Source organism: Micrococcus sp. 093350064-1 (genome assembly GCF_053627955.1).
This window is the reverse complement of sequence record NZ_JBSEYU010000006.1, coordinates 56,722-72,864: the sequence shown is the minus strand read 5'-3', so window position 1 is coordinate 72,864 and position 16,143 is coordinate 56,722. Positions and strand designations below refer to the sequence as shown.

The 16,143-nt window shown below is 75.3% G+C and carries 18 protein-coding genes; 12 read left to right on the top strand and 6 right to left on the bottom strand.

From position 1 onward, the window contains the following. The first annotated feature begins 199 nt into the window (after nt 1-199). From ACUW6W_RS08215 to ACUW6W_RS08190, 6 genes are all read left to right on the top strand, one after another. Nucleotides 200-1,276 carry an iron-siderophore ABC transporter substrate-binding protein gene (locus ACUW6W_RS08215; protein WP_102708653.1) on the top strand — a complete coding sequence of 359 codons (1,077 nt, stop codon included), beginning with the start codon at nt 200-202 and terminating at the stop codon, nt 1,274-1,276. Nucleotides 1,277-1,285: 9 nt separating this feature from the next. Next, entirely contained in the window at nt 1,286-2,341 is a 1,056-nt protein-coding gene (locus tag ACUW6W_RS08210) for a FecCD family ABC transporter permease (RefSeq protein ID WP_113914254.1), read from the top strand. Beyond that, nucleotides 2,338-3,408, top strand: coding sequence for an iron chelate uptake ABC transporter family permease subunit (locus tag ACUW6W_RS08205; RefSeq protein ID WP_454180109.1), 1,071 nt, complete (start codon nt 2,338-2,340; stop codon nt 3,406-3,408). The genes ACUW6W_RS08210 and ACUW6W_RS08205 overlap by 4 nt, the downstream gene beginning before the upstream one ends. After that, a complete protein-coding gene (locus ACUW6W_RS08200; protein ID WP_135101275.1) occupies nt 3,405-4,274 on the top strand; it encodes an ABC transporter ATP-binding protein in 870 nt (289 codons plus the stop codon). The genes ACUW6W_RS08205 and ACUW6W_RS08200 overlap by 4 nt, the downstream gene beginning before the upstream one ends. Further along, nucleotides 4,271-5,326 (top strand): siderophore-interacting protein, encoded by a 1,056-nt coding sequence (locus ACUW6W_RS08195; protein ID WP_041104096.1) that lies wholly within the window; start codon nt 4,271-4,273, stop codon nt 5,324-5,326. The genes ACUW6W_RS08200 and ACUW6W_RS08195 overlap by 4 nt, the downstream gene beginning before the upstream one ends. Before the next feature lie 98 nt (nt 5,327-5,424). After that, nucleotides 5,425-6,090: an SDR family oxidoreductase gene (locus tag ACUW6W_RS08190; protein WP_041104097.1), complete on the top strand. Its 666-nt coding sequence runs from the start codon at nt 5,425-5,427 to the stop codon at nt 6,088-6,090. A 27-nt stretch (nt 6,091-6,117) separates the two neighbouring features. On the opposite strand, the gene ACUW6W_RS08185 is transcribed toward ACUW6W_RS08190, so the two are convergent. The 3 genes from ACUW6W_RS08185 to ACUW6W_RS08175 form a co-directional block, all read right to left on the bottom strand. Beyond that, entirely contained in the window at nt 6,118-6,897 is a 780-nt protein-coding gene (locus ACUW6W_RS08185) for a Pr6Pr family membrane protein (protein WP_041104099.1), read from the bottom strand. Between the two features lie 126 nt (nt 6,898-7,023). After that, nucleotides 7,024-8,394, bottom strand: coding sequence for a glutaminase A (gene glsA, locus ACUW6W_RS08180; RefSeq protein ID WP_041104101.1), 1,371 nt, complete (start codon nt 8,392-8,394; stop codon nt 7,024-7,026). Between the two features lies 1 nt (nt 8,395). After that, nucleotides 8,396-9,058 (bottom strand): GNAT family N-acetyltransferase, encoded by a 663-nt coding sequence (locus tag ACUW6W_RS08175; RefSeq protein ID WP_101965887.1) that lies wholly within the window; start codon nt 9,056-9,058, stop codon nt 8,396-8,398. 86 nt (nt 9,059-9,144) lie between these two features. Here ACUW6W_RS08175 and ACUW6W_RS08170 point away from each other — a divergent pair, with 86 nt between their 5' ends. The 4 genes from ACUW6W_RS08170 to ACUW6W_RS08155 all read left to right on the top strand — a co-directional run bounded on the left by ACUW6W_RS08170 (nt 9,145) and on the right by ACUW6W_RS08155 (nt 12,947). Beyond that, complete coding sequence (locus ACUW6W_RS08170; protein ID WP_454180108.1) at nt 9,145-10,608, top strand: FAD-binding oxidoreductase; 1,464 nt, start codon at nt 9,145-9,147, stop codon at nt 10,606-10,608. Beyond that, nucleotides 10,605-11,060, top strand: a complete 456-nt coding sequence (locus tag ACUW6W_RS08165) for an acyl-CoA thioesterase (protein WP_060974353.1) — start codon at nt 10,605-10,607, stop codon at nt 11,058-11,060. The genes ACUW6W_RS08170 and ACUW6W_RS08165 overlap by 4 nt, the downstream gene beginning before the upstream one ends. Nucleotides 11,061-11,125: 65 nt before the next feature. Further along, entirely contained in the window at nt 11,126-11,977 is an 852-nt protein-coding gene (locus tag ACUW6W_RS08160) for a GTP pyrophosphokinase (protein WP_060974352.1), read from the top strand. A 172-nt stretch (nt 11,978-12,149) separates the two neighbouring features. Further along, a complete protein-coding gene (locus tag ACUW6W_RS08155; protein ID WP_049146992.1) occupies nt 12,150-12,947 on the top strand; it encodes a TVP38/TMEM64 family protein in 798 nt (265 codons plus the stop codon). Nucleotides 12,948-12,964: 17 nt separating this feature from the next. Here the strand turns inward: ACUW6W_RS08155 and ACUW6W_RS08150 are convergent, their stop codons facing one another. From ACUW6W_RS08150 to ACUW6W_RS08140, 3 genes are read right to left on the bottom strand one after another with little or no spacing between them, the layout of a single operon-like run. Further along, nucleotides 12,965-13,273, bottom strand: a complete 309-nt coding sequence (locus tag ACUW6W_RS08150; RefSeq protein WP_049147058.1) for a hypothetical protein — start codon at nt 13,271-13,273, stop codon at nt 12,965-12,967. 39 nt (nt 13,274-13,312) lie between these two features. Beyond that, the gene (locus tag ACUW6W_RS08145; protein ID WP_049146990.1) at nt 13,313-13,867 is read right to left on the bottom strand and encodes a TIGR03086 family metal-binding protein; all 555 of its coding nucleotides are present in this window, start codon (nt 13,865-13,867) and stop codon (nt 13,313-13,315) included. 10 nt (nt 13,868-13,877) lie between these two features. Further along, on the bottom strand, nt 13,878-15,128 hold the full coding sequence (locus tag ACUW6W_RS08140) for a polysaccharide deacetylase family protein (protein ID WP_170720977.1): 1,251 nt from the start codon (nt 15,126-15,128) through the stop codon (nt 13,878-13,880). A 311-nt stretch (nt 15,129-15,439) separates the two neighbouring features. Between ACUW6W_RS08140 and ACUW6W_RS08135 the strand changes: the two genes are divergently transcribed. Beyond that, nucleotides 15,440-15,580, top strand: a complete 141-nt coding sequence (locus tag ACUW6W_RS08135) for a hypothetical protein (protein ID WP_168168005.1) — start codon at nt 15,440-15,442, stop codon at nt 15,578-15,580. A gap of 28 nt (nt 15,581-15,608) precedes the next feature. Then, a complete protein-coding gene (locus ACUW6W_RS08130) occupies nt 15,609-16,139 on the top strand; it encodes an SgcJ/EcaC family oxidoreductase (protein WP_069941206.1) in 531 nt (176 codons plus the stop codon). The last annotated feature ends 4 nt before the right edge of the window (nt 16,140-16,143 follow it).

Genomic DNA, 16,143 nt, shown 5'->3' with positions numbered 1-16,143 from the left:
GCCACCGTATCCCGCCCACCTCCCCCGACGACGCCCCTCACCGGGATTGCACAGGGGAGTTAGGTTGCCCTAATCTTCCAGAGTTACCTCACGTCGGTGTTTGCTAATACCGGCCCGGCAGGGCCGACGCATCCTCCGACCGCAGACCCGACCCCCTCCGCCCGGCGCCCGCGCGTCGCGACCGTGAAAGGCCACCACCATGGCACCGTCCCCCCTGTCCCGCCGCTCCCTCCTCGCCAGCGGGGGAGTCGGGCTCACCCTCCTGCTCGCCGCGTGCTCCACCGGCCCGGCCGGAGGCTCGGCCTCGTCCTCGTCGGCCGGTGCGTCGTCGTCAGACGCCGCGGGCGGGGACGCCGCGTTCCCGCGCAGCATCGAGCACGTCTACGGCACCACCGAGATCCCGCAGCGCCCGGCCCGCGTGGCCACCGTGTCCTGGGTGAACCAGGACGTGGCCCTCGCCCTCGGGGTGGTGCCGGTGGGCATGGCCGCCGTGGAGTTCGGCGGGAACGCGGAGAAGTCCACCGACTGGTTCGACGCGAAGCTCGCCGAGACCGAGGGCGCCCAGAAGCCCGTGCAGTGGTCCGAGGCCTCCGGCATCGACGCCGAGGCGATCGCCGCCGTGAAGCCGGACGTCATCCTCGCCGTCTACTCCGGCATCACGCAGGAGGACTACGACCGCCTCTCGAAGATCGCCCCCACCGTGGCCTACCCGAAGGACGTCCCCGCCTACGGCACCTCGTGGCAGCAGTCCACGGAGGTCATCGGCCGCGTGCTCGGCAAGGAGCAGGAGGCGGAGGAGCTCATCGCGGACCTCGAGCAGCAGATCAAGGACGCCGGCGAGAAGCACGCGGGCCTCCAGGGCGCGTCCTTCGTCTACGGCACCATCGACCCCGCCGCCGCGGACCAGATCAGCATCTACACGGACGTGGACAACCGCCCGAAGTTCCTCGAGCTGCTCGGCATGGAGCAGGCGCCGGTGGTGACGGAGAACTCCCCGGAGGACCAGGCGTTCTTCTTCACGTGGTCGCCCGAGCGCGCGGACGAGCTGGAGTCGGACGTGTTCGTCTCCTGGGCCGCCCAGGACTCGGTCCGCGAGGCCATCGAGTCCGACCCCCTGCTGGGCTCGATCCCGGCCGTGAAGGCCGGCGCCCTCGTCCTGCAGACGGACGAGCAGGAGGTCCTCTCCGTCTCCGCGATCTCCCCGCTGTCCATCCCGTTCGCGCTCGAGAAGGTCGTCCCGCCGATCGCCGAGGCCGCGAAGACCGCGCAGGGCTGATCCCTCCCCATGCCGTCCACGGCCCTGGCCTCCCCGGCCCGCGTCCGCGCGGGCGTGCTGATGGGCGCCCTGCCCGCGGCGCTGCTGCTGGCGGCGCTCGTGGCCGGCGTCGCCCTCGGCGCGCGCACCGTGCCGGCGACGACGGCGCTCGACACCCTGGGCGCGGTCCTCACCGGGCACCCCGTGCCGGAGGGCATCGAGGCGGCGGCCGTGGCCTCCCGCGTGCCCCGCGTGGTGACGGGGGCGCTGGTGGGGGCGGCGCTGGCCGTGGCCGGCGCGGCCCTGCAGGGGGCCACCCGCAACCCGCTCGGTGACCCGGGGCTGCTCGGGCTCTCCGCCGGCGCGGGGCTGGCCGTGGCGGCGGGCATGGCGCTCGGCGTCGCCGGCTCCACGTTCGGGGTGCTGGCGCTGGCCGCCGTCGGGACGCTGGTCGCGGCGGCGCTCGGCTACGCGGTGGCGGCGGCCGCCACGCGGAGGGGCCGGACGCCCGGCGCCCCCTCCCCCATGGCGCTCGTGCTGGCCGGCGCCGCGATCACCGCCGGCGCCACCGCCGGCACCACGGCGCTGCTCGTGCTCTCCCCCACGGTCCAGGACCGACTGCGGTTCTGGGCCGTGGGCACGGTGGCCCGCGCCGACCTCGGCGAGGCGCTCGCCCTGGCGCCCGTGATCGCCGTCGGGCTGCTCGCCGCCGTCGCCGTGGCCCCCGGGCTCGACGCCCTCGCCCTCGGCGACGACCTCGCGCACGGCCTGGGCGGGCGCCCGGAGCGGGTGCGCGCGGTGCTGCTGGGCGCGGTCGTGCTGCTCACGGCCGCGGCGGTGGCGCTGGCCGGGCCGGTCGGGTTCGTGGGGCTGCTCGTGCCCCACGCGCTGCGCCGTCTGCGGCCGCCGAGCACGCGGGCCCTGATGGTCGGCTGCGCCCTGTGGGGCGCCGTCCTCGTGATCCTCGCGGACCTCGCCGGGCGGCTCGTCGTGGCGCCCGGGGAGATCCACCTCGGGGTGACCACCGTCCTGCTCGGCGTGCCCGTGCTGCTGGCGCTGCTGCGCCGCCCGGGGGTGGCCGCATGAGCGTCCAGCGCACCGCCCCGGACGACGTCGTCGCCCGCCTGCGCCGCTCCGACCGGCGCCGCCTCGGAGGGGCCTGCACGGGCCTCGCCGTGGCCGTGCTGGTCCTCGCCCTGCTGCGCGTGGTGTGGGGCACATACCAGGTGACCGTCCCGGACCTCGTGCAGATCCTGGCCGGGGAGACGATCCCGGGAGCGAGCTTCATCGTGCTGGAGGAGAAGCTGCCCCGCGCCGTGGCCGCGGTGCTCACCGGCGCCGCCCTGGGCGCGGCCGGCGCGCTCTACCGGCGCACGCTGCGCAACCCCCTGGCCTCGCCGGACATCCTGGGCGTCACCCAGGGCGCCGCGGCGGCGGTCGTGCTGGGGATGCTGGCGACCGCCGGGCAGACCGGCGGCGCATCGGACCTGACGCGCGCCGCCACGGCACTGATCGGCGGCCTCGTGGCGGTGGCCGCCGTGTTCGCCACGGCCCGCTCGGTGGGGGGCGAACGGTTCGTGGTGGCCGGCATCGCGGTGGCGGCGGCGGGCCAGGCCGTGGTGGCCGGGGCCATGCTCTCGCTGGCCCAGCACGACCTGCAGTCGGCCACCGTCTGGATCGCCGGCTCGCTCAACGGCGTCACGTGGGGCCGCATTGCGCTGCTCGCGGGCGTGCTCGCGGCCGCACTGCCGCTGGCGGGGGCGCTCCACACGCAGCTGGCCCCCGCCGACGTCGGCCCGGACCTCGCACACGCCCTCGGCGCCCGAGCGCGCCCCACCTCGGCCGCGGCGCTGGGGCTCGGCGCGGTGCTGGCCGCCGTGGCGACCGCCGTCGTGGGACCGCTGGCGTTCGTGGCGCTGCTGGCCACCCCGGTGGCGCGCGGGCTCACCCGTGGCCTGCCCTCCCTGCCGGCGGCGGCGCTCACGGGCGCCGCGCTCGTGCTGCTCGCGGACCTCGTGGCCGGCGAGGCCGTCCCCCTGCTCACCGGCGCCGCCCTGCCCACCGGTGTGCTCACCGGCGCCGCCGGCGCCCCGCTCATGCTCTGGCTGCTGCTGCGCCAGGGCCGGACCCCAGGAGGCGTGCGCTCCGCATGACCGCTCCCCCGCTCACCGTCCCGTCCCCCGCCGCACCGCGCGCCGGGGCCGCCGACGACGTCGCGATCCGCCTGCGCGGCCTGACGCTCGGCTACGGCCCGGTCTCGGCACCGCCGATCGTCGCGGACCTCGACCTGGACGTGCCCGCCGGGCGCGTCACCGCGATCATCGGCGCCAACGGCTGCGGCAAGTCCACGCTGCTGCGCGGCCTGACCCGCCAGCTCGCCCCGCGGGCCGGGAGCATCGAGGTGCTCGGTCGGGACGCCGCCCGCGTGTCCGCACGCGACTACGCCCGCACCGTGGCGCTGCTGCCCCAGCATCCCGTGGCGCCCGAGGGCATGACGGTGGCGCAGCTCGTGGCGCGCGGCCGTCACCCGCACCGCGGGCTCCTGGGCGGCCGGGCCGCCGGCGACGACGCCGCGATCGCCTCGGCGCTCGAGCGCACCGACCTCGTGGAGCTCGCCGAGCGCGAGGCCGGCACGCTCTCCGGCGGGCAGCGGCAGCGGGCGTGGCTCGCCCTCGTGCTCGCCCAGCAGACCCCGGTGGTGCTCCTCGACGAGCCCACGAGCTACCTCGACCTCAGCCATCAGGTGGAGGTGCTCGACCTGGTGCGCGCCCTCCCGGACCCGCGCGGCGGGGGCCGGGCGACCGTCGTCGCGGTGCTGCACGAGCTGAACCTGGCGGCGCGCAGCGCGGACCACATCGTGGCGATGGCCGCGGGCCGGGTGGTGGCGCAGGGCACGCCGGGCGAGGTGATCGTGCCGGAGGTGCTGGCCGAGGTGTTCGGCCTGGACGCGGACGTGGTGGCCGACCCGCTGCTGGGCCACCCCGTGGTGCTGCCGCGCGGGAACGGGGACCGCCGATGAGCGCCGACGGCATGATCGTGGCGCACACGCGCGTGGTGTCCGTGGAGCAGCCGTGCCGCGGGTTCCGGCGGATCGTGCTGGCAGGGCCGGACCTGGAGGCCGCCAGCGGGGACCTGCTGGGACTGCTGCCGCCCGGCGTCGCCGACCTGCACGCCCTGTACCGGGGCGCGCGGCCGCGCCGGGACGCCTATGTGAAGCTGCTGATCCCCCCGCCGGGCGGGACGTCGGCGGACCCGGACCTGTCCGCCGGGTTCCGCGCCGGGTTCCTGGCCATCCCCGAGGAGGAGCGCGGTTGGATGCGCACATATACGGTGCGCTCGGCCGGGCTCGTGCGGCTCGACGGGCGGCAGGTGCCCTCGCTGACCGTGGACGTGGTGCTGCACGGCGACCCGGACGACCCCGCCGACCCGCATCAGGGGCCGGGCCTGCGCTGGGCGCGCGCCGTCCAGGCGGGGGACGCGGTGAACGTGCTGGTGCCCTCGGCGGAGGCGCCGGCGTGGTCCGGCTGGCGGCAGACGGGGGCGCACCGAGTGCTGGCCGTGGGCGACGAGACCGCCGTCCCCGCCCTGGTGTCCGTGGCGGAGGAGCTCGCGGACCCCTTCGGCGGGTTCGACGGCGAGGCGGACCTCGTGCTCGAGCTGCCCCACGACGGGCAGGCCGCCGACCTCATCGCCGAGCGCCTGGCCGTCCCCGAGCCGTGGGACTGGCGGGCCGTGACGGAGCTGACGGACCGGGGCCGCGTGCGCCTGCACGTGGGCCGCCGGGCGCCGGGGGCGCCGTCGGGGTCCTGGGCGCACGCCCGCCTCGCCGCCCTGCTGGGCGTGGACCCCGACGACGCCGGCGGGCCGGTCGCGCCGCCCGCGGCCTCCGTCGAGCGCGAGTGGACCGTCGCCGCCCTCGAGGCCGACGAACGGCCCGAGGCCTACGTGTTCCTCGCCGGGGAGTCCGCGATGGTGCGCGCCCTGCGCCGGCTCAGCGTGGGCCCCGGCGGCGTGCCGAAGAAGCACGTCTCCTTCATGGGCTACTGGCGGGAGGGCCAGGCGGAGAGCTGAGGAGTGGGGTGGTGGAGCGCCGCTCCGCCCTCGCACCGGCGTCGGGCTCTCCCTACTGTGGGAGTTCAGCACCCGATCGAACCGAAGGAGAGATCCCCATGACCCGCACCGTGATCATCGGCGGCCACGGCAAGGTGGCCCTGCTCGCCGCACCTCTGCTGGCGGAGGCCGGCCACGACGTCGTCTCGATCATCCGCAACCCCGATCACGCCGAGGACGTCCGCGCCGCCGGCGCCGAACCGCTCGTCCTGGACATCGAGAAGGCGGACCAGGAGGAGCTGCTCCACGCGCTGCGCGACGCGGACAACGTCGTGTTCTCCGCGGGCGCGGGCGGCGGGGACGCCCAGCGCACCCGGGCCGTGGACCACGACGCCGCCGTCGCCAGCATGCGCGCCGCCGAGGCCGCGGGCGTGCGGCGCTACGTGATGGTGTCCTACCTCGGCGCGTCCCTGCACCACGACGTGCCCGAGGACGACCCCTTCTACACCTACGCGCAGGCCAAGGCCGAGGCGGACGAGGCGCTGCGGGACTCCGGGCTGGCCTGGACCATCCTCGGTCCCGGCGCCCTGACCGACGAGGAGCCGTCCGGCCGCATCACCGTGGACCCGGACCTCTCCGACTCCGATGCCCCGCAGCGTGGGGCCAGCCGCGGCAACGTCGCCCGGGCGATCGTGGCCGTGCTCAGCGAGCCGGGCACGGTGGGCCGGAAGATCGACTTCGTGGACGGCGACGTGCCCGTGGCCGAGGCCGTCCGCGGCGACTGACGCGCCGCCAGCGCCGGGGACCGCCCCTCAGGCCAGGCCGAGGCGGCGGTCCACGGTGCCGAGCACACCCATGAGCCCGGTGAAGGCGGCCAGGATCCCGGCGAGCACGACGCCCACGCTGCGTCGGCCGAGCCGCGGCACGTCGAGGAACGGGTACGGGTACCAGTCGATGCGGGGCCCGCGCGCCATGGTCGCCGCCGCCCACATCAGCGGGATGACCGAGGCCAGCCCGGCGCGCCGCGGCGTGATCTGCCCGCGGGGGTCGCACAGCGCCCACACCGCCGGGGCGAGCACGGGGTTGACGATGTGCTGCAGCGCGTCGTTGAACCGGTAGAGGAAGGTGTCCTGTTCGCGGCCGCGCAGCACCGCGTTGTAGACGATCCCCGTGACCAGCACCGAGCCGAGGCCGGCGGTGCGCACGGCCCAGAACGCGTCCGACGTGGGCGCCTCACGACGCGCGGCCAGCGTCAGCGACGTGCCCGCGACCAGCGCGTTGGACAGCCACGTGAAGTACGCCGGCTGGTTGAGGGCGTGGGACCAGCCCGCGGGGAACCCGCCCTGATAGCCGACGCCCGGGATCACCATGGAGTCCTTGGACATCCCGATGGGGAACGAGGTCAGGCACCCGATCAGCGGCAGTGCCCCCGAGACCTGCCACGCCAGGCGGCTCCGACGGTCCACCGGCGGCACGGGACGCGTCTGCAGCCGGGACACGACGGCGTGCGCGATCCGCTCACGGACCCCCTGCGGGGCGGGGCGGGTGCGGCGGACGGAGGGCAGGCTGACGCGGAGGGTGGAAAGGGGCATGGGGGGTCGTCCTCGAACGGCGGGGTCAAGGGATGAGACCGCCCATTCTCACATGAACAGCAGTTGAACGAAAGGGGGCGAGACGGAGAACACCGCCGCGCCCCCCCTCCTGCCCGCCCCGCCGCCTCAGTGGGCGCCGGCCTCCTCCAGCGGCAGGATGCGCTCCGGATCCTCGACCTCCACCCGCACGCCGTCGGCCTGCAGCCGGCGCACGCCCTCGGCGATCAGCCGTCGGCCGACGTCGTCGATCCGGTCCACCCGCGTGAGGTTGAGCACCACGGTGCGGATGGGCCCGTCGTTCTCATCTCGGGCGGCCACGGCGGCGGCCTCGTGCACCGCCCCGCCGCCGGTCGCGGCCGAGAGCGCCGCGCTGTCCGCCGCGGCCTCCTGCCACCGCGGGTAGACGGCGGCGTCCCACCCGGTGCCGGGCTTCTCCGCACCGGTGTCCAGGTCCGTGAGCGCGTCCAGCACCGCCTCCGCACCGCCGAACCGGATCACGCCCTGCAGATGCACGAACACGCGGTCACCCTCGCGTTCCACGAAGCGCACGGCGGTGCCGCCCAGGCTGTCCCCGTCCATGAGATGCAGCCGGAAGTCCTCGGAGAGGCGGCGGCACGCCAGCACGCCGCGCGCCGAGTTGCCCACCTCGTCCAGGCGCGGCGAGAACACGCCGATCCCCACGCGACCCGGCAGCGCGCCGAGCACACCGCCGGCCACCCCGGACTTGGCCGGGATCCCGACGTCGGCGAGCCACTGCCCGGCGGCGTCGTACATGCCGGAGGAGGTCATCACGGACACCACGCGCCGCGCCACGATGTACGGCAGCATCCGCTCTCCCGTCATCGGGTGGATGCCGCCGGTCGCCAGACACGCGCCCATCACAGCGAGGTCCTTGGCGGTGACGAGCACGGCGCACTGCGCCACATACCCGGCCACGATCTCCTCGGCGGAGTCCTGCAGCACCCCGTAGCTGCGGAGCATGTGCGCCAGGGAGAGGTTGCGGTCCGAGACCGCCATCTCGGACTCGTACGTCTCCCAGTCCACCGAGAGCCGACGCCCGGCGAGCAGGGACATGATCTCCACGGCCCGGTCCAGCCGCTCCTTCCGGCTCGCCTCCGGTCCCACGAGCAGCTGGTGCACCGCGAGCGCGCCGGCGTTGATCATGGCGTTGTCCGGGCGGTGCGACTCCGCCTCGAGGGAGAGCTCGTTAAAGGCCTCGCCCGAGGGGTTCAACCCCACCTGCCGGTCCACGGCGGCGAAGCCCCGGTCCACGAGCGCGGCCGCGTACGTGAACGGCTTGGACGCGGACTGGATGGTGAACTCCACGTCCGCGTCGCCCGCGAAGTGCAGCCGCCCGGTGGGGGTGGCCAGCGCGATGCCGAAGCGGTCCGGGTCCGCCTCCGCGAGCACGGGGATGTACTGGGCCGTCTCGCCCGGGTTCACGGCGCCGAGCTCGGTGACCAGGCTCGCCAGGTAGTCGGGGATCGGGTGTCTCATCTCAGGCCTCCCAGCGCAGGCAGGTCAGGGGCTCGCCCCCGGGCACGGGCACGTGGCCGGTCGCACGGAAGCCGAGCCGCTCATAGAACGGGACGGTGGCGGGCACGGACGCCTCGAGGTGCACGGGCAGACCCGACGCGCGGCGCTGGCCGTGGCGCACCAGCGCACTCGCCGCCCCGCGCCCGCGGGCGGACGGGACGGTGCCGACCTCCTCAAGGTACCAGTGCCGGCCTGCCGGGCGGGCCCGCTCGCAGGCGGCCTGGATCCGCTTCAGGGCGAGGGTGTGGCGGCCGTGGACGGCGACGGCGGTGGGCAGCCCCGCCAGCAGGCCCGGCACGTCGACCCCGCGGGGGGCGGCGGGGGAGGTCCACACGGCGGCGCCGAGCAGCGTGCCGTCGGCCGCGTCCACGGCGACGTCCACGGCGCCCAGCGGGGCGCCGTCGGCCCCCGCGCGCAGCCCCTGGCGCACGGCGGCGGTGAACTTGCGCTCGAGGCGGGGCCCGCGCCGGTCCTCGGGCACGAGCCCGAGCGTGTACGGGTCCGTGGCGAAGGCCTCGGCGAGGACGGCGCCCACGCGGCGGGCGGTGTCCTCACGGGCTCCATCCGGGCGCAGGGTGAGCACGTGGACGCGGGGGCGCGGGGGCGCGGGGTCCGGGGAGGTCATGGCCGCCAGTCTAGGGACGGGGCCGGGCGCGTCATCGGACCGGCCGACGCACGCCCCACCCCGTGTGATCGGCGACACTGGTGGACATGGACTCCTCCGCACCCCTCGACCCGACCCCCGCCGCCCCGCCTGCCGCGGACGCCCCGCCCGCCGACGTCGTCGCCCGCCTGCAGGCGGAGCTGCCCGGCCGCGTGGACGTCTCCGCCGCCGCACTCGAGGCCGCCCGGGCGGACCGCTCGGGGCATCGCTCCCCCGCCGCGCCGCGGGCCGTGGTCCGCGCGCGGACGGTGGAGGACGTGCAGGCCGCGTGCCGGATCGCGCACGGGACCCGCACCCCGCTGGTCACCCGCGGAGCGGGCACGGGGTTGGCCGGCGGCGCCGTCGCGGGGGCGGGCGAGATCGTCCTGGACATGACCGCGATGGACCGGATCCTGGAGGTCTCCCCCGCGGACCGCGTGGCCGTCGTCGAGCCGGGGATCCTCAACGGGGCGCTGAACGCCGCGCTCGCCGAGCACGGGCTGTGGTGGGCCCCGGATCCCGCGTCGAAGGACATCTCCACGGTGGGCGGCAACATCGCGATGAACGCCGGCGGGCTGCTGTGCGCCAAGTACGGCGTCACGCGCGAGGCGGTGCTGGGCCTGGACGTGGTGCTCGCAGACGGCACCCTGCTGCGGCTGGGCCACCGCACCGTCAAGGGGGTGACCGGCTACGACCTGGTCGCGCTGATGATCGGCTCGGAGGGCACGCTCGGCGTGATCGTGGGCGCGACGCTGGCGCTGCGGCCGGCCGTGCGCGGCGTGCCCGTGACGCTCGGCGGGTTCTTCCCGGACGTCGTCGCGGGCGCCGCCGCGGCCGAGGCGATCACCGGGGCCGGTCACGTGCCCGCCCTGATGGAGCTGATGGACGAGGCGACGCTCGCCGCGGTGCGCGCGCACGCGGGGCCCGAGCGCGGGGCCGCCCTGCCCGAGTCCGGCGCGTTCCTGCTGGTGCAGGCCGACGGCGCCGGCGCCGAGGCGGACGGGGAGGCCATGGCCGCCCTCATGCGTACCCACGGCGGGGACGTCACCGTGACCGTGGACCCCGCCGAGGGGGAGGCCCTCATGGCCCTGCGCCGCACCGCGTTCCCCGCGCTCGAGCGCCTCGGCACCCCGCTCGTGGAGGACGTGGCCGTCCCGCGCAGCCGCCTGGCCGAGATGTTCGCGCGGATCCGTGAGATCGAGGCACGCACCGGCGTCGCCATCCCCACCACGGCCCACGCCGGGGACGGCAACCTGCACCCGATCCTGCTGTTCGGCGCGGCGGCGCAGGTGGGCGGCGCGGCCGAGGACGCCGCGTCGATCCCGGCGGACGTGTGGGAGGCCGCCCGCGAGCTGTTCCGCGCCGGCCTGGAACTCGGCGGCACGCTCACCGGCGAACACGGCGTGGGCCTGCTCAAGCGCGCGTTCCTGCGGGACGAGCTCGGCGACGCCCAGCACGACCTCCAGCAGCGCATCAAGGCCGTGTTCGACCCGCACGGCATCCTCAACCCAGGAAAGGTGTTCACCCCGTGACTCAGCCGACCACCCCCGAGACCCCCGCCGACGCCGGCACGCCGACCCCGTTCGAGGTCGGGCTGCAGCTGCGCTGGTCCGACGAAGACCGCTACGGCCACGTCAACAACGCCCGCCTGCTCACCCTCGCCGAGGAGGCGCGCGTGCGCGCCCTGGCCGCGTGGGCCACGACGACGGCGTCCCCGGACGTCCAGCGCGTCGTGCGGTCCATGGAGGTCCAGTACGAGGCGCCCGTGGTCTACGCCGGGCCCGAGGTGACGGCGCGGGTGTGGATCCTGCGGATCGGCCGGACGTCCTTCACGCTGCGCCACGAGCTGTGGCAGGACGGGCGGCGCTGCGTGCTGTGCGACGCCGTGTTCGTGCAGGTGGACCCGGCGGCCGGGCGGCCCGTGGCCGTCTCCGACGAGGAGCGCGCCGCCTTCGAGCGCGTGCTGATCCCCGCCGAGGACTGACGGGCCGCCGTCGGGCCTGTGGACGGCCTGCCGTCTCGCAGGATCCCGCCGTAGGCTCTGAGGCCATGGAGCAGGACCCTTCCCCGGACGCGCCCTCGGCGGACGTCGAGGCGCTGCGCGGCACCCCCGTGTCCGAGTTGACGCAGCTCACCCCCGCGGCGTCAGGGGCGCTGGAGCGGCTGCGCCGAGACGTCGAGCGCTTCGACCTCGAGTACCGCTCGGCCCTGCTCCAGGTGGAGGCGCGGCTCGAGGTGCTGCGGGACGAGTTCACACACCTGCACGACTACAACCCCATCGAGCACATCGTCACGCGGGTGAAGTCGCCGGAGTCGATCCTGCGCAAGGCCTCCGCCCGCGGGCTGTCCCTGGACCTAGACGCGCTGCGCACCAACGTCACGGACATCGCCGGGGCGCGCGTGATCGTCAGCTTCGCCCGGGACGTGTACCGCGTGTTCCGCCAGTTCACGCAGCAGCCGGACATCCGGGTGCTCGAGGTGGAGGACTACATCTCCCGGCCCAAGCCCTCCGGCTACCGGAGTCTGCACTGCCTCGTGCAGGTGCCGATCCACCTGTCCACCGGCACGATCCCGGTGACCGTGGAGATGCAGTTCCGCACGAGCGCCATGGACTTCTGGGCCACGCTCGAGCACAAGATCAACTACAAGTTCGACGGCGGCGTGCCCCCGGACATCGCGACCGAGCTCGTGGCCGCCGCCCGCGTGGCCGCGGACCTGGACACCCGCATGGAGCGCCTGCACGACCAGGTGCAGGAGACCGACAGGGACGACGACGCCGCCGCGGCCTGGGAGGACGACGGCGGTCCCGCCTTCGAGGACGAGCCGGCGGCGGGGCCGGACGGCACGGATCCGGGCGAGGCGCGGCCGGGTGACGACGCGCCCGGCGCGTCCACCGTCTGAGCCCCTCCGTCCACACCCGGCGGGCCGCGTGCACAGGGTTCTCCACAGAGTTGTCCACAGGTGTGGATGAGTCACACGCGTGTGATCCACCGAAGCAGCGCGGGGCGTGGCCGCAGACCGGGGAGGACATGCTGACGGAACGGGGCGGGGCGACTCCCGGTAGCCTGAGTCGATGCCCTCCACCGCCGTGCCGCCGCGCGACTCCGGCGCCGCCTCCACCCTGCCCGCCCGCACCGGGCACCGCGGGGTGTCGATCCTGCGCACCGCCGCCCTCGTCCTCGTGGTGGCGGCGTTCGTGTGGCTCGCACTCACCGTGCGCCTGCCCGGTGTGGACGAGCTGCGCGCCCAACTGGACGGCTTCGGCTGGTGGAGCTGGCTGGCGTTCACCGTGCTGTACGCGGCCGTGGCGCTCACCCCCATCCCCGTGACGATCATGGCGGTCACCGCCGGTGTGCTCTTCGGCGCGATCGAGGGGACGGTGCTGTCCGTCGTCGGAGCCCTGCTGGGCTCGCTCGGGGCGTACGGCATCGCGCGCGCGGTCGGGCGCGAGGTGGCCCTGCGCTGGCTCGGCCGCCACGCCGAGACCGTGGAGCGGCGGCTCGAGGACACCGGGTTCCTCGCCCTGCTGACCCTGCGCGTCGCCCCGGGGCTGCCGTACTGGCCCGTGAACTACGGGGCGGGCGCGCTCGCCGTGCCGCTGGGGATCTTCGCCGGCTCCACCGCGGTCGGCGTGATCCCCGGACAGCTCTCCCTCGTGGCGATGGGGGCGTTCGCGGTGCGCCCGGGCGTCGTGAACGGCGTGCTGCTCGGGGTGGGCTGGCTCACCGTGGGCGGTCTGACCCTGTGGGCGGTGCGCCACTGGCGACGGGCGGCCCGGTCCGCGGAGGAGCCGGCGGGCTCGGAGGGGCCGGAAAGCCCGCGGAGTGGTCAGGACACGCCGTCTCCGCGTGCGCGACGCGGCGTGTCGTGACCACTCTGCGCCGGACGTCAGCCGAGGGTTGTGTACCGCACGCCGAACTTGCTGCTGACCTGTAGAAACACGAGCACGTCCGTGCCGCGCGCGTAGGCGGGCATGCCGTACCAGGTGCGGGGTTCGAGCTCCGGGGCCGCCTCCGTGACGATCCGGTGCACCCCCACCGCCATGGCGCGGTCCGGCTCGGGCATCTCCTCGATCTTCACCAGCAGGTCCTGCAGGGCGTCGGCCTTCTTCCTGCCGCCGCGCTGGGCGCGCAGCTCCTGCGCGCGCTCGGCGATCGCGGCCTGCTCCGCGGCGCTGAAACCGGTGGACTCGCTCACGGTGCCTCCTGGGGTGCGGGGACGGGTCCTGCCCTGGTCTCAGCCCCGACGGCCCAGGCGACCGAGCAGGCGGGTCTGCCGGTCGGCGTCGTCGGCCACGGGGACGGGCTCGCCCAGGATGCCGGGCGTGTAGGCGGCGTCGCCGAACAGTTCCAGCGACTCCTCCACGCAGTCGATCTCCGCGTCCGTGAACCGCGCGTCCACGCCCTGCGAGCGGGCCAGGTCCCAACGGTGCACGATCACGTCGAACGCGTGGAAGCGGATCAACGCCTCGCCCACGGGCATCTCCCCGAGCGCGGTCTTCATGGGCCGCATGATGAACTCCTCGTCACCGGCGAGGGCGGACATGGCGGCGGCGTGCTTGGCCCACTGGGTGGCCAGCTGCTGGCGGGACCCGTCGAAGAGGGGCACCTCCCGGCCCTGGCGGGCGGCGAAGTCGCGCTGGCCGGCGATCACGTGGTCCAGCAGGTCCAGCGCGTTCCAGCCCTCACACGGGGTGGCGGCGTCCCAGTCCCGCACCTCCCGGACGACGGCGGTGAACGGCTCGGCGGCCGCGTTCCAGCGGGCCTCGACCTCGGTGGCGGGGATGGACATGGTGCTCTCCTCAGGGTCGCGGGGTTCTCGGGGCCGCGGCGGGCGACGACGGCGCCGGGCTCGGCTTCTTCGGGCCGCGGATGGACTCGGGGCGGGCCGGGTCCAGGACGGACCGGGGGTCGAAGAACTCCTCCAGCACGGGCCGCTCGCCCGAGACGGCCGCGGCGAGGCTGATGCCGTCCACGTTGATGCGCGAGCCGCGGTAGTAGCCGGGCTCGAGCTGGCCCCACGCCTTGGAGGTGCCGTCCACGAGGAAGAAGGAGCGGTAGCCGAGCTCGCGGAAGTAGCGGTACCGCTCGTTGTCCTCCGTGTACGTGCCGGGGCCGGTGACGTCCGCGCCGAACGGGTAGATGAGCATGTCCGTGGGGCCGAGGATCGGCTCGACCTCCTCGTGCCAGTGCCCCATGTCGAACTCGAGCTCCTCCATGGTCAGCTTCGGCACCGTCCGGTGGCCCCACGTGTGGGAGGCAAACTCCCAGCCGCTGTCCTTGAGCGCGTCGGCGACCTCGGTGGCGGCCGCGACGTCGGCGTCGAACGTGGGGCTGTCCCCGAACTCGCGGGCCGAGGTGCGGTAGCCGAACACGCCGTCGTAGCCGGTCATGGCGAGCACGCCGCGGGCGCCGTTGAGGCTGAAGTCCGGGTGCTCGGCGAGGAAGTCGTCCAGGCGCGGGACGACGTCGAACGCCCCGATGTGCGTGGTGCCCTCGGCGTCCGTGTACTCGTTGCGGACGCGGCCGTCCTCGGCCACGATCAGGCGGTCCGCGAAGCCGTCGCCGTCCATGTAGAGGTAGTACGAGCAGTCGTCCAGGGAGAGGATCAGCGGGGTCCGGCCCTCGGGGACCATGAGGGTCTTCGGGCGGACGACGTCGTCCTCGCCCACCTCGTACAGCTCGTGCGGGGAGACCAGCACGTAGCCGCGCTCGTAGACCTGCCGGATGACGGCGTCGAACTCGTCCACCGTGACCATGAAGTCCAGGTAGCCGCCGGCCTTGTCGTCGCCGTCGAAGGCGCGGGCCGGGTCCACCACGAGGGAGTGGAAGAACAGGTGCGGAACCCGGGCCACGTCCGACCAGGCCACCGGTTCGCCGGCGGGCGGCGGACCAGCGGGGGCGGCGGAGGTGGGCGCGGACGAGGTCGGCACGGACGACGACGCCGCGTCCTCCCCGTCCTGCCCGCAAGCGGCCAGCAGTCCCGATCCGAGCAGGGCGGAACCGGCCAGGAGCAACTGTCGGCGGGTCGGCTGCGGCACGGGCGGGGGCATCGGGCACCTTTCTCCGGGGGCACCCATCATCCCAAGGCCGCCCGGCCCGAGACCACCCCTGCCGGGCGGGCGGGCGGAGGTGGGAACCGGCCGGGCATGGGAGGCCGGCCGGCGGCGGGGCTCGATCCGCCGTAGACGGCCCAGAGTGGTCACGCGGACGACCCGAGCTCGGCGCGGACCGTGTTCGACCGCTTCGTGTTCAGCAACCACATCCGCAGCGTCAGCGTCGACTGAGCCCCGGCTGGGAGGCACCTTCGACGCGCGCCGACGCACGCGCCCCTCGTGCCGTGCCGCATGCCACACTGGCGAGCGTGACCCGACGTCCGGATGCACCGCCCCCGGTCGACCCGCGCACGCGTGCGGCCCTGCGCGCCGTGCTCACGGTCCTGGCCGTGATGGCGGTGCTGTTCGCCGCCGTCGTGCTGATGCTGGCCTACGGGCCCGCCCGCTGAACCCGTCCTTCCCGATCCAGGAGCAGCCATGTCCCCCGCGGACCCCACCGCCGACGTCGCGGCCCGACCGGCCGGCCCCGCCGCGGTGGCCGAGGCCTTCGCGGCCGCCTGGAACGCCGCCGACGCCGACGCGCTCGCCGAGCTGTTCGCCGAGGACGCGGACTTCGTGAACGTGGTGGGCGTGTGGTGGACGCGGCGGCGGCAGATCCGGGTGAACCACGCGCTCGGCTTCCGCTGGATGTTCCCGGCCTCCCGGCTCGTGCTCGGGCAGGTGCGCGTGCGCGAGCTCGGGGACGTGGCGGTGGTGCACGCGCCGTGGACCATGACGGGGCAGACCGCGCCCGACGGCGACGAGGCCGGCGAGCGCACCGGCGTCCTGCTGCTCGTGGTGCGCCGCACCGAGGCCGGGGCGTGGGAGGCGGTAGCCGGGCAGAACACGGACTCCGTGCCCGAGGCGCAGACCCACCTGGCCGACGACGACGGGCTGGCCGCGGTGCACTACCACCCGTCGGCGTGGATCGATCCCGACGACGACCCCGACGGCCCGGAGGCCTGCTGAGGGG

Excerpts from the sequence above, each read along its gene's own strand:
- ACUW6W_RS08190 (WP_041104097.1), top strand. The coding sequence starts at position 5,425 with ATGACCCGCACCGTGATCATCGGCGGCCACGGCAAGGTGGCCCTGCTC.
- ACUW6W_RS08200 (WP_135101275.1), top strand. The coding sequence starts at position 3,405 with ATGACCGCTCCCCCGCTCACCGTCCCGTCCCCCGCCGCACCGCGCGCC.
- glsA (WP_041104101.1), bottom strand. The coding sequence starts at position 8,394 with ATGAGACACCCGATCCCCGACTACCTGGCGAGCCTGGTCACCGAGCTC.
- ACUW6W_RS08195 (WP_041104096.1), top strand. The coding sequence starts at position 4,271 with ATGAGCGCCGACGGCATGATCGTGGCGCACACGCGCGTGGTGTCCGTG.
- ACUW6W_RS08155 (WP_049146992.1), top strand. The coding sequence starts at position 12,150 with ATGCCCTCCACCGCCGTGCCGCCGCGCGACTCCGGCGCCGCCTCCACC.
- ACUW6W_RS08185 (WP_041104099.1), bottom strand. The coding sequence starts at position 6,897 with ATGCCCCTTTCCACCCTCCGCGTCAGCCTGCCCTCCGTCCGCCGCACC.
- ACUW6W_RS08205 (WP_454180109.1), top strand. The coding sequence starts at position 2,338 with ATGAGCGTCCAGCGCACCGCCCCGGACGACGTCGTCGCCCGCCTGCGC.
- ACUW6W_RS08210 (WP_113914254.1), top strand. The coding sequence starts at position 1,286 with ATGCCGTCCACGGCCCTGGCCTCCCCGGCCCGCGTCCGCGCGGGCGTG.
- ACUW6W_RS08215 (WP_102708653.1), top strand. The coding sequence starts at position 200 with ATGGCACCGTCCCCCCTGTCCCGCCGCTCCCTCCTCGCCAGCGGGGGA.
- ACUW6W_RS08160 (WP_060974352.1), top strand. The coding sequence starts at position 11,126 with ATGGAGCAGGACCCTTCCCCGGACGCGCCCTCGGCGGACGTCGAGGCG.
- ACUW6W_RS08140 (WP_170720977.1), bottom strand. The coding sequence starts at position 15,128 with ATGCCCCCGCCCGTGCCGCAGCCGACCCGCCGACAGTTGCTCCTGGCC.
- ACUW6W_RS08130 (WP_069941206.1), top strand. The coding sequence starts at position 15,609 with ATGTCCCCCGCGGACCCCACCGCCGACGTCGCGGCCCGACCGGCCGGC.
- ACUW6W_RS08175 (WP_101965887.1), bottom strand. The coding sequence starts at position 9,058 with ATGACCTCCCCGGACCCCGCGCCCCCGCGCCCCCGCGTCCACGTGCTC.
- ACUW6W_RS08145 (WP_049146990.1), bottom strand. The coding sequence starts at position 13,867 with ATGTCCATCCCCGCCACCGAGGTCGAGGCCCGCTGGAACGCGGCCGCC.
- ACUW6W_RS08170 (WP_454180108.1), top strand. The coding sequence starts at position 9,145 with ATGGACTCCTCCGCACCCCTCGACCCGACCCCCGCCGCCCCGCCTGCC.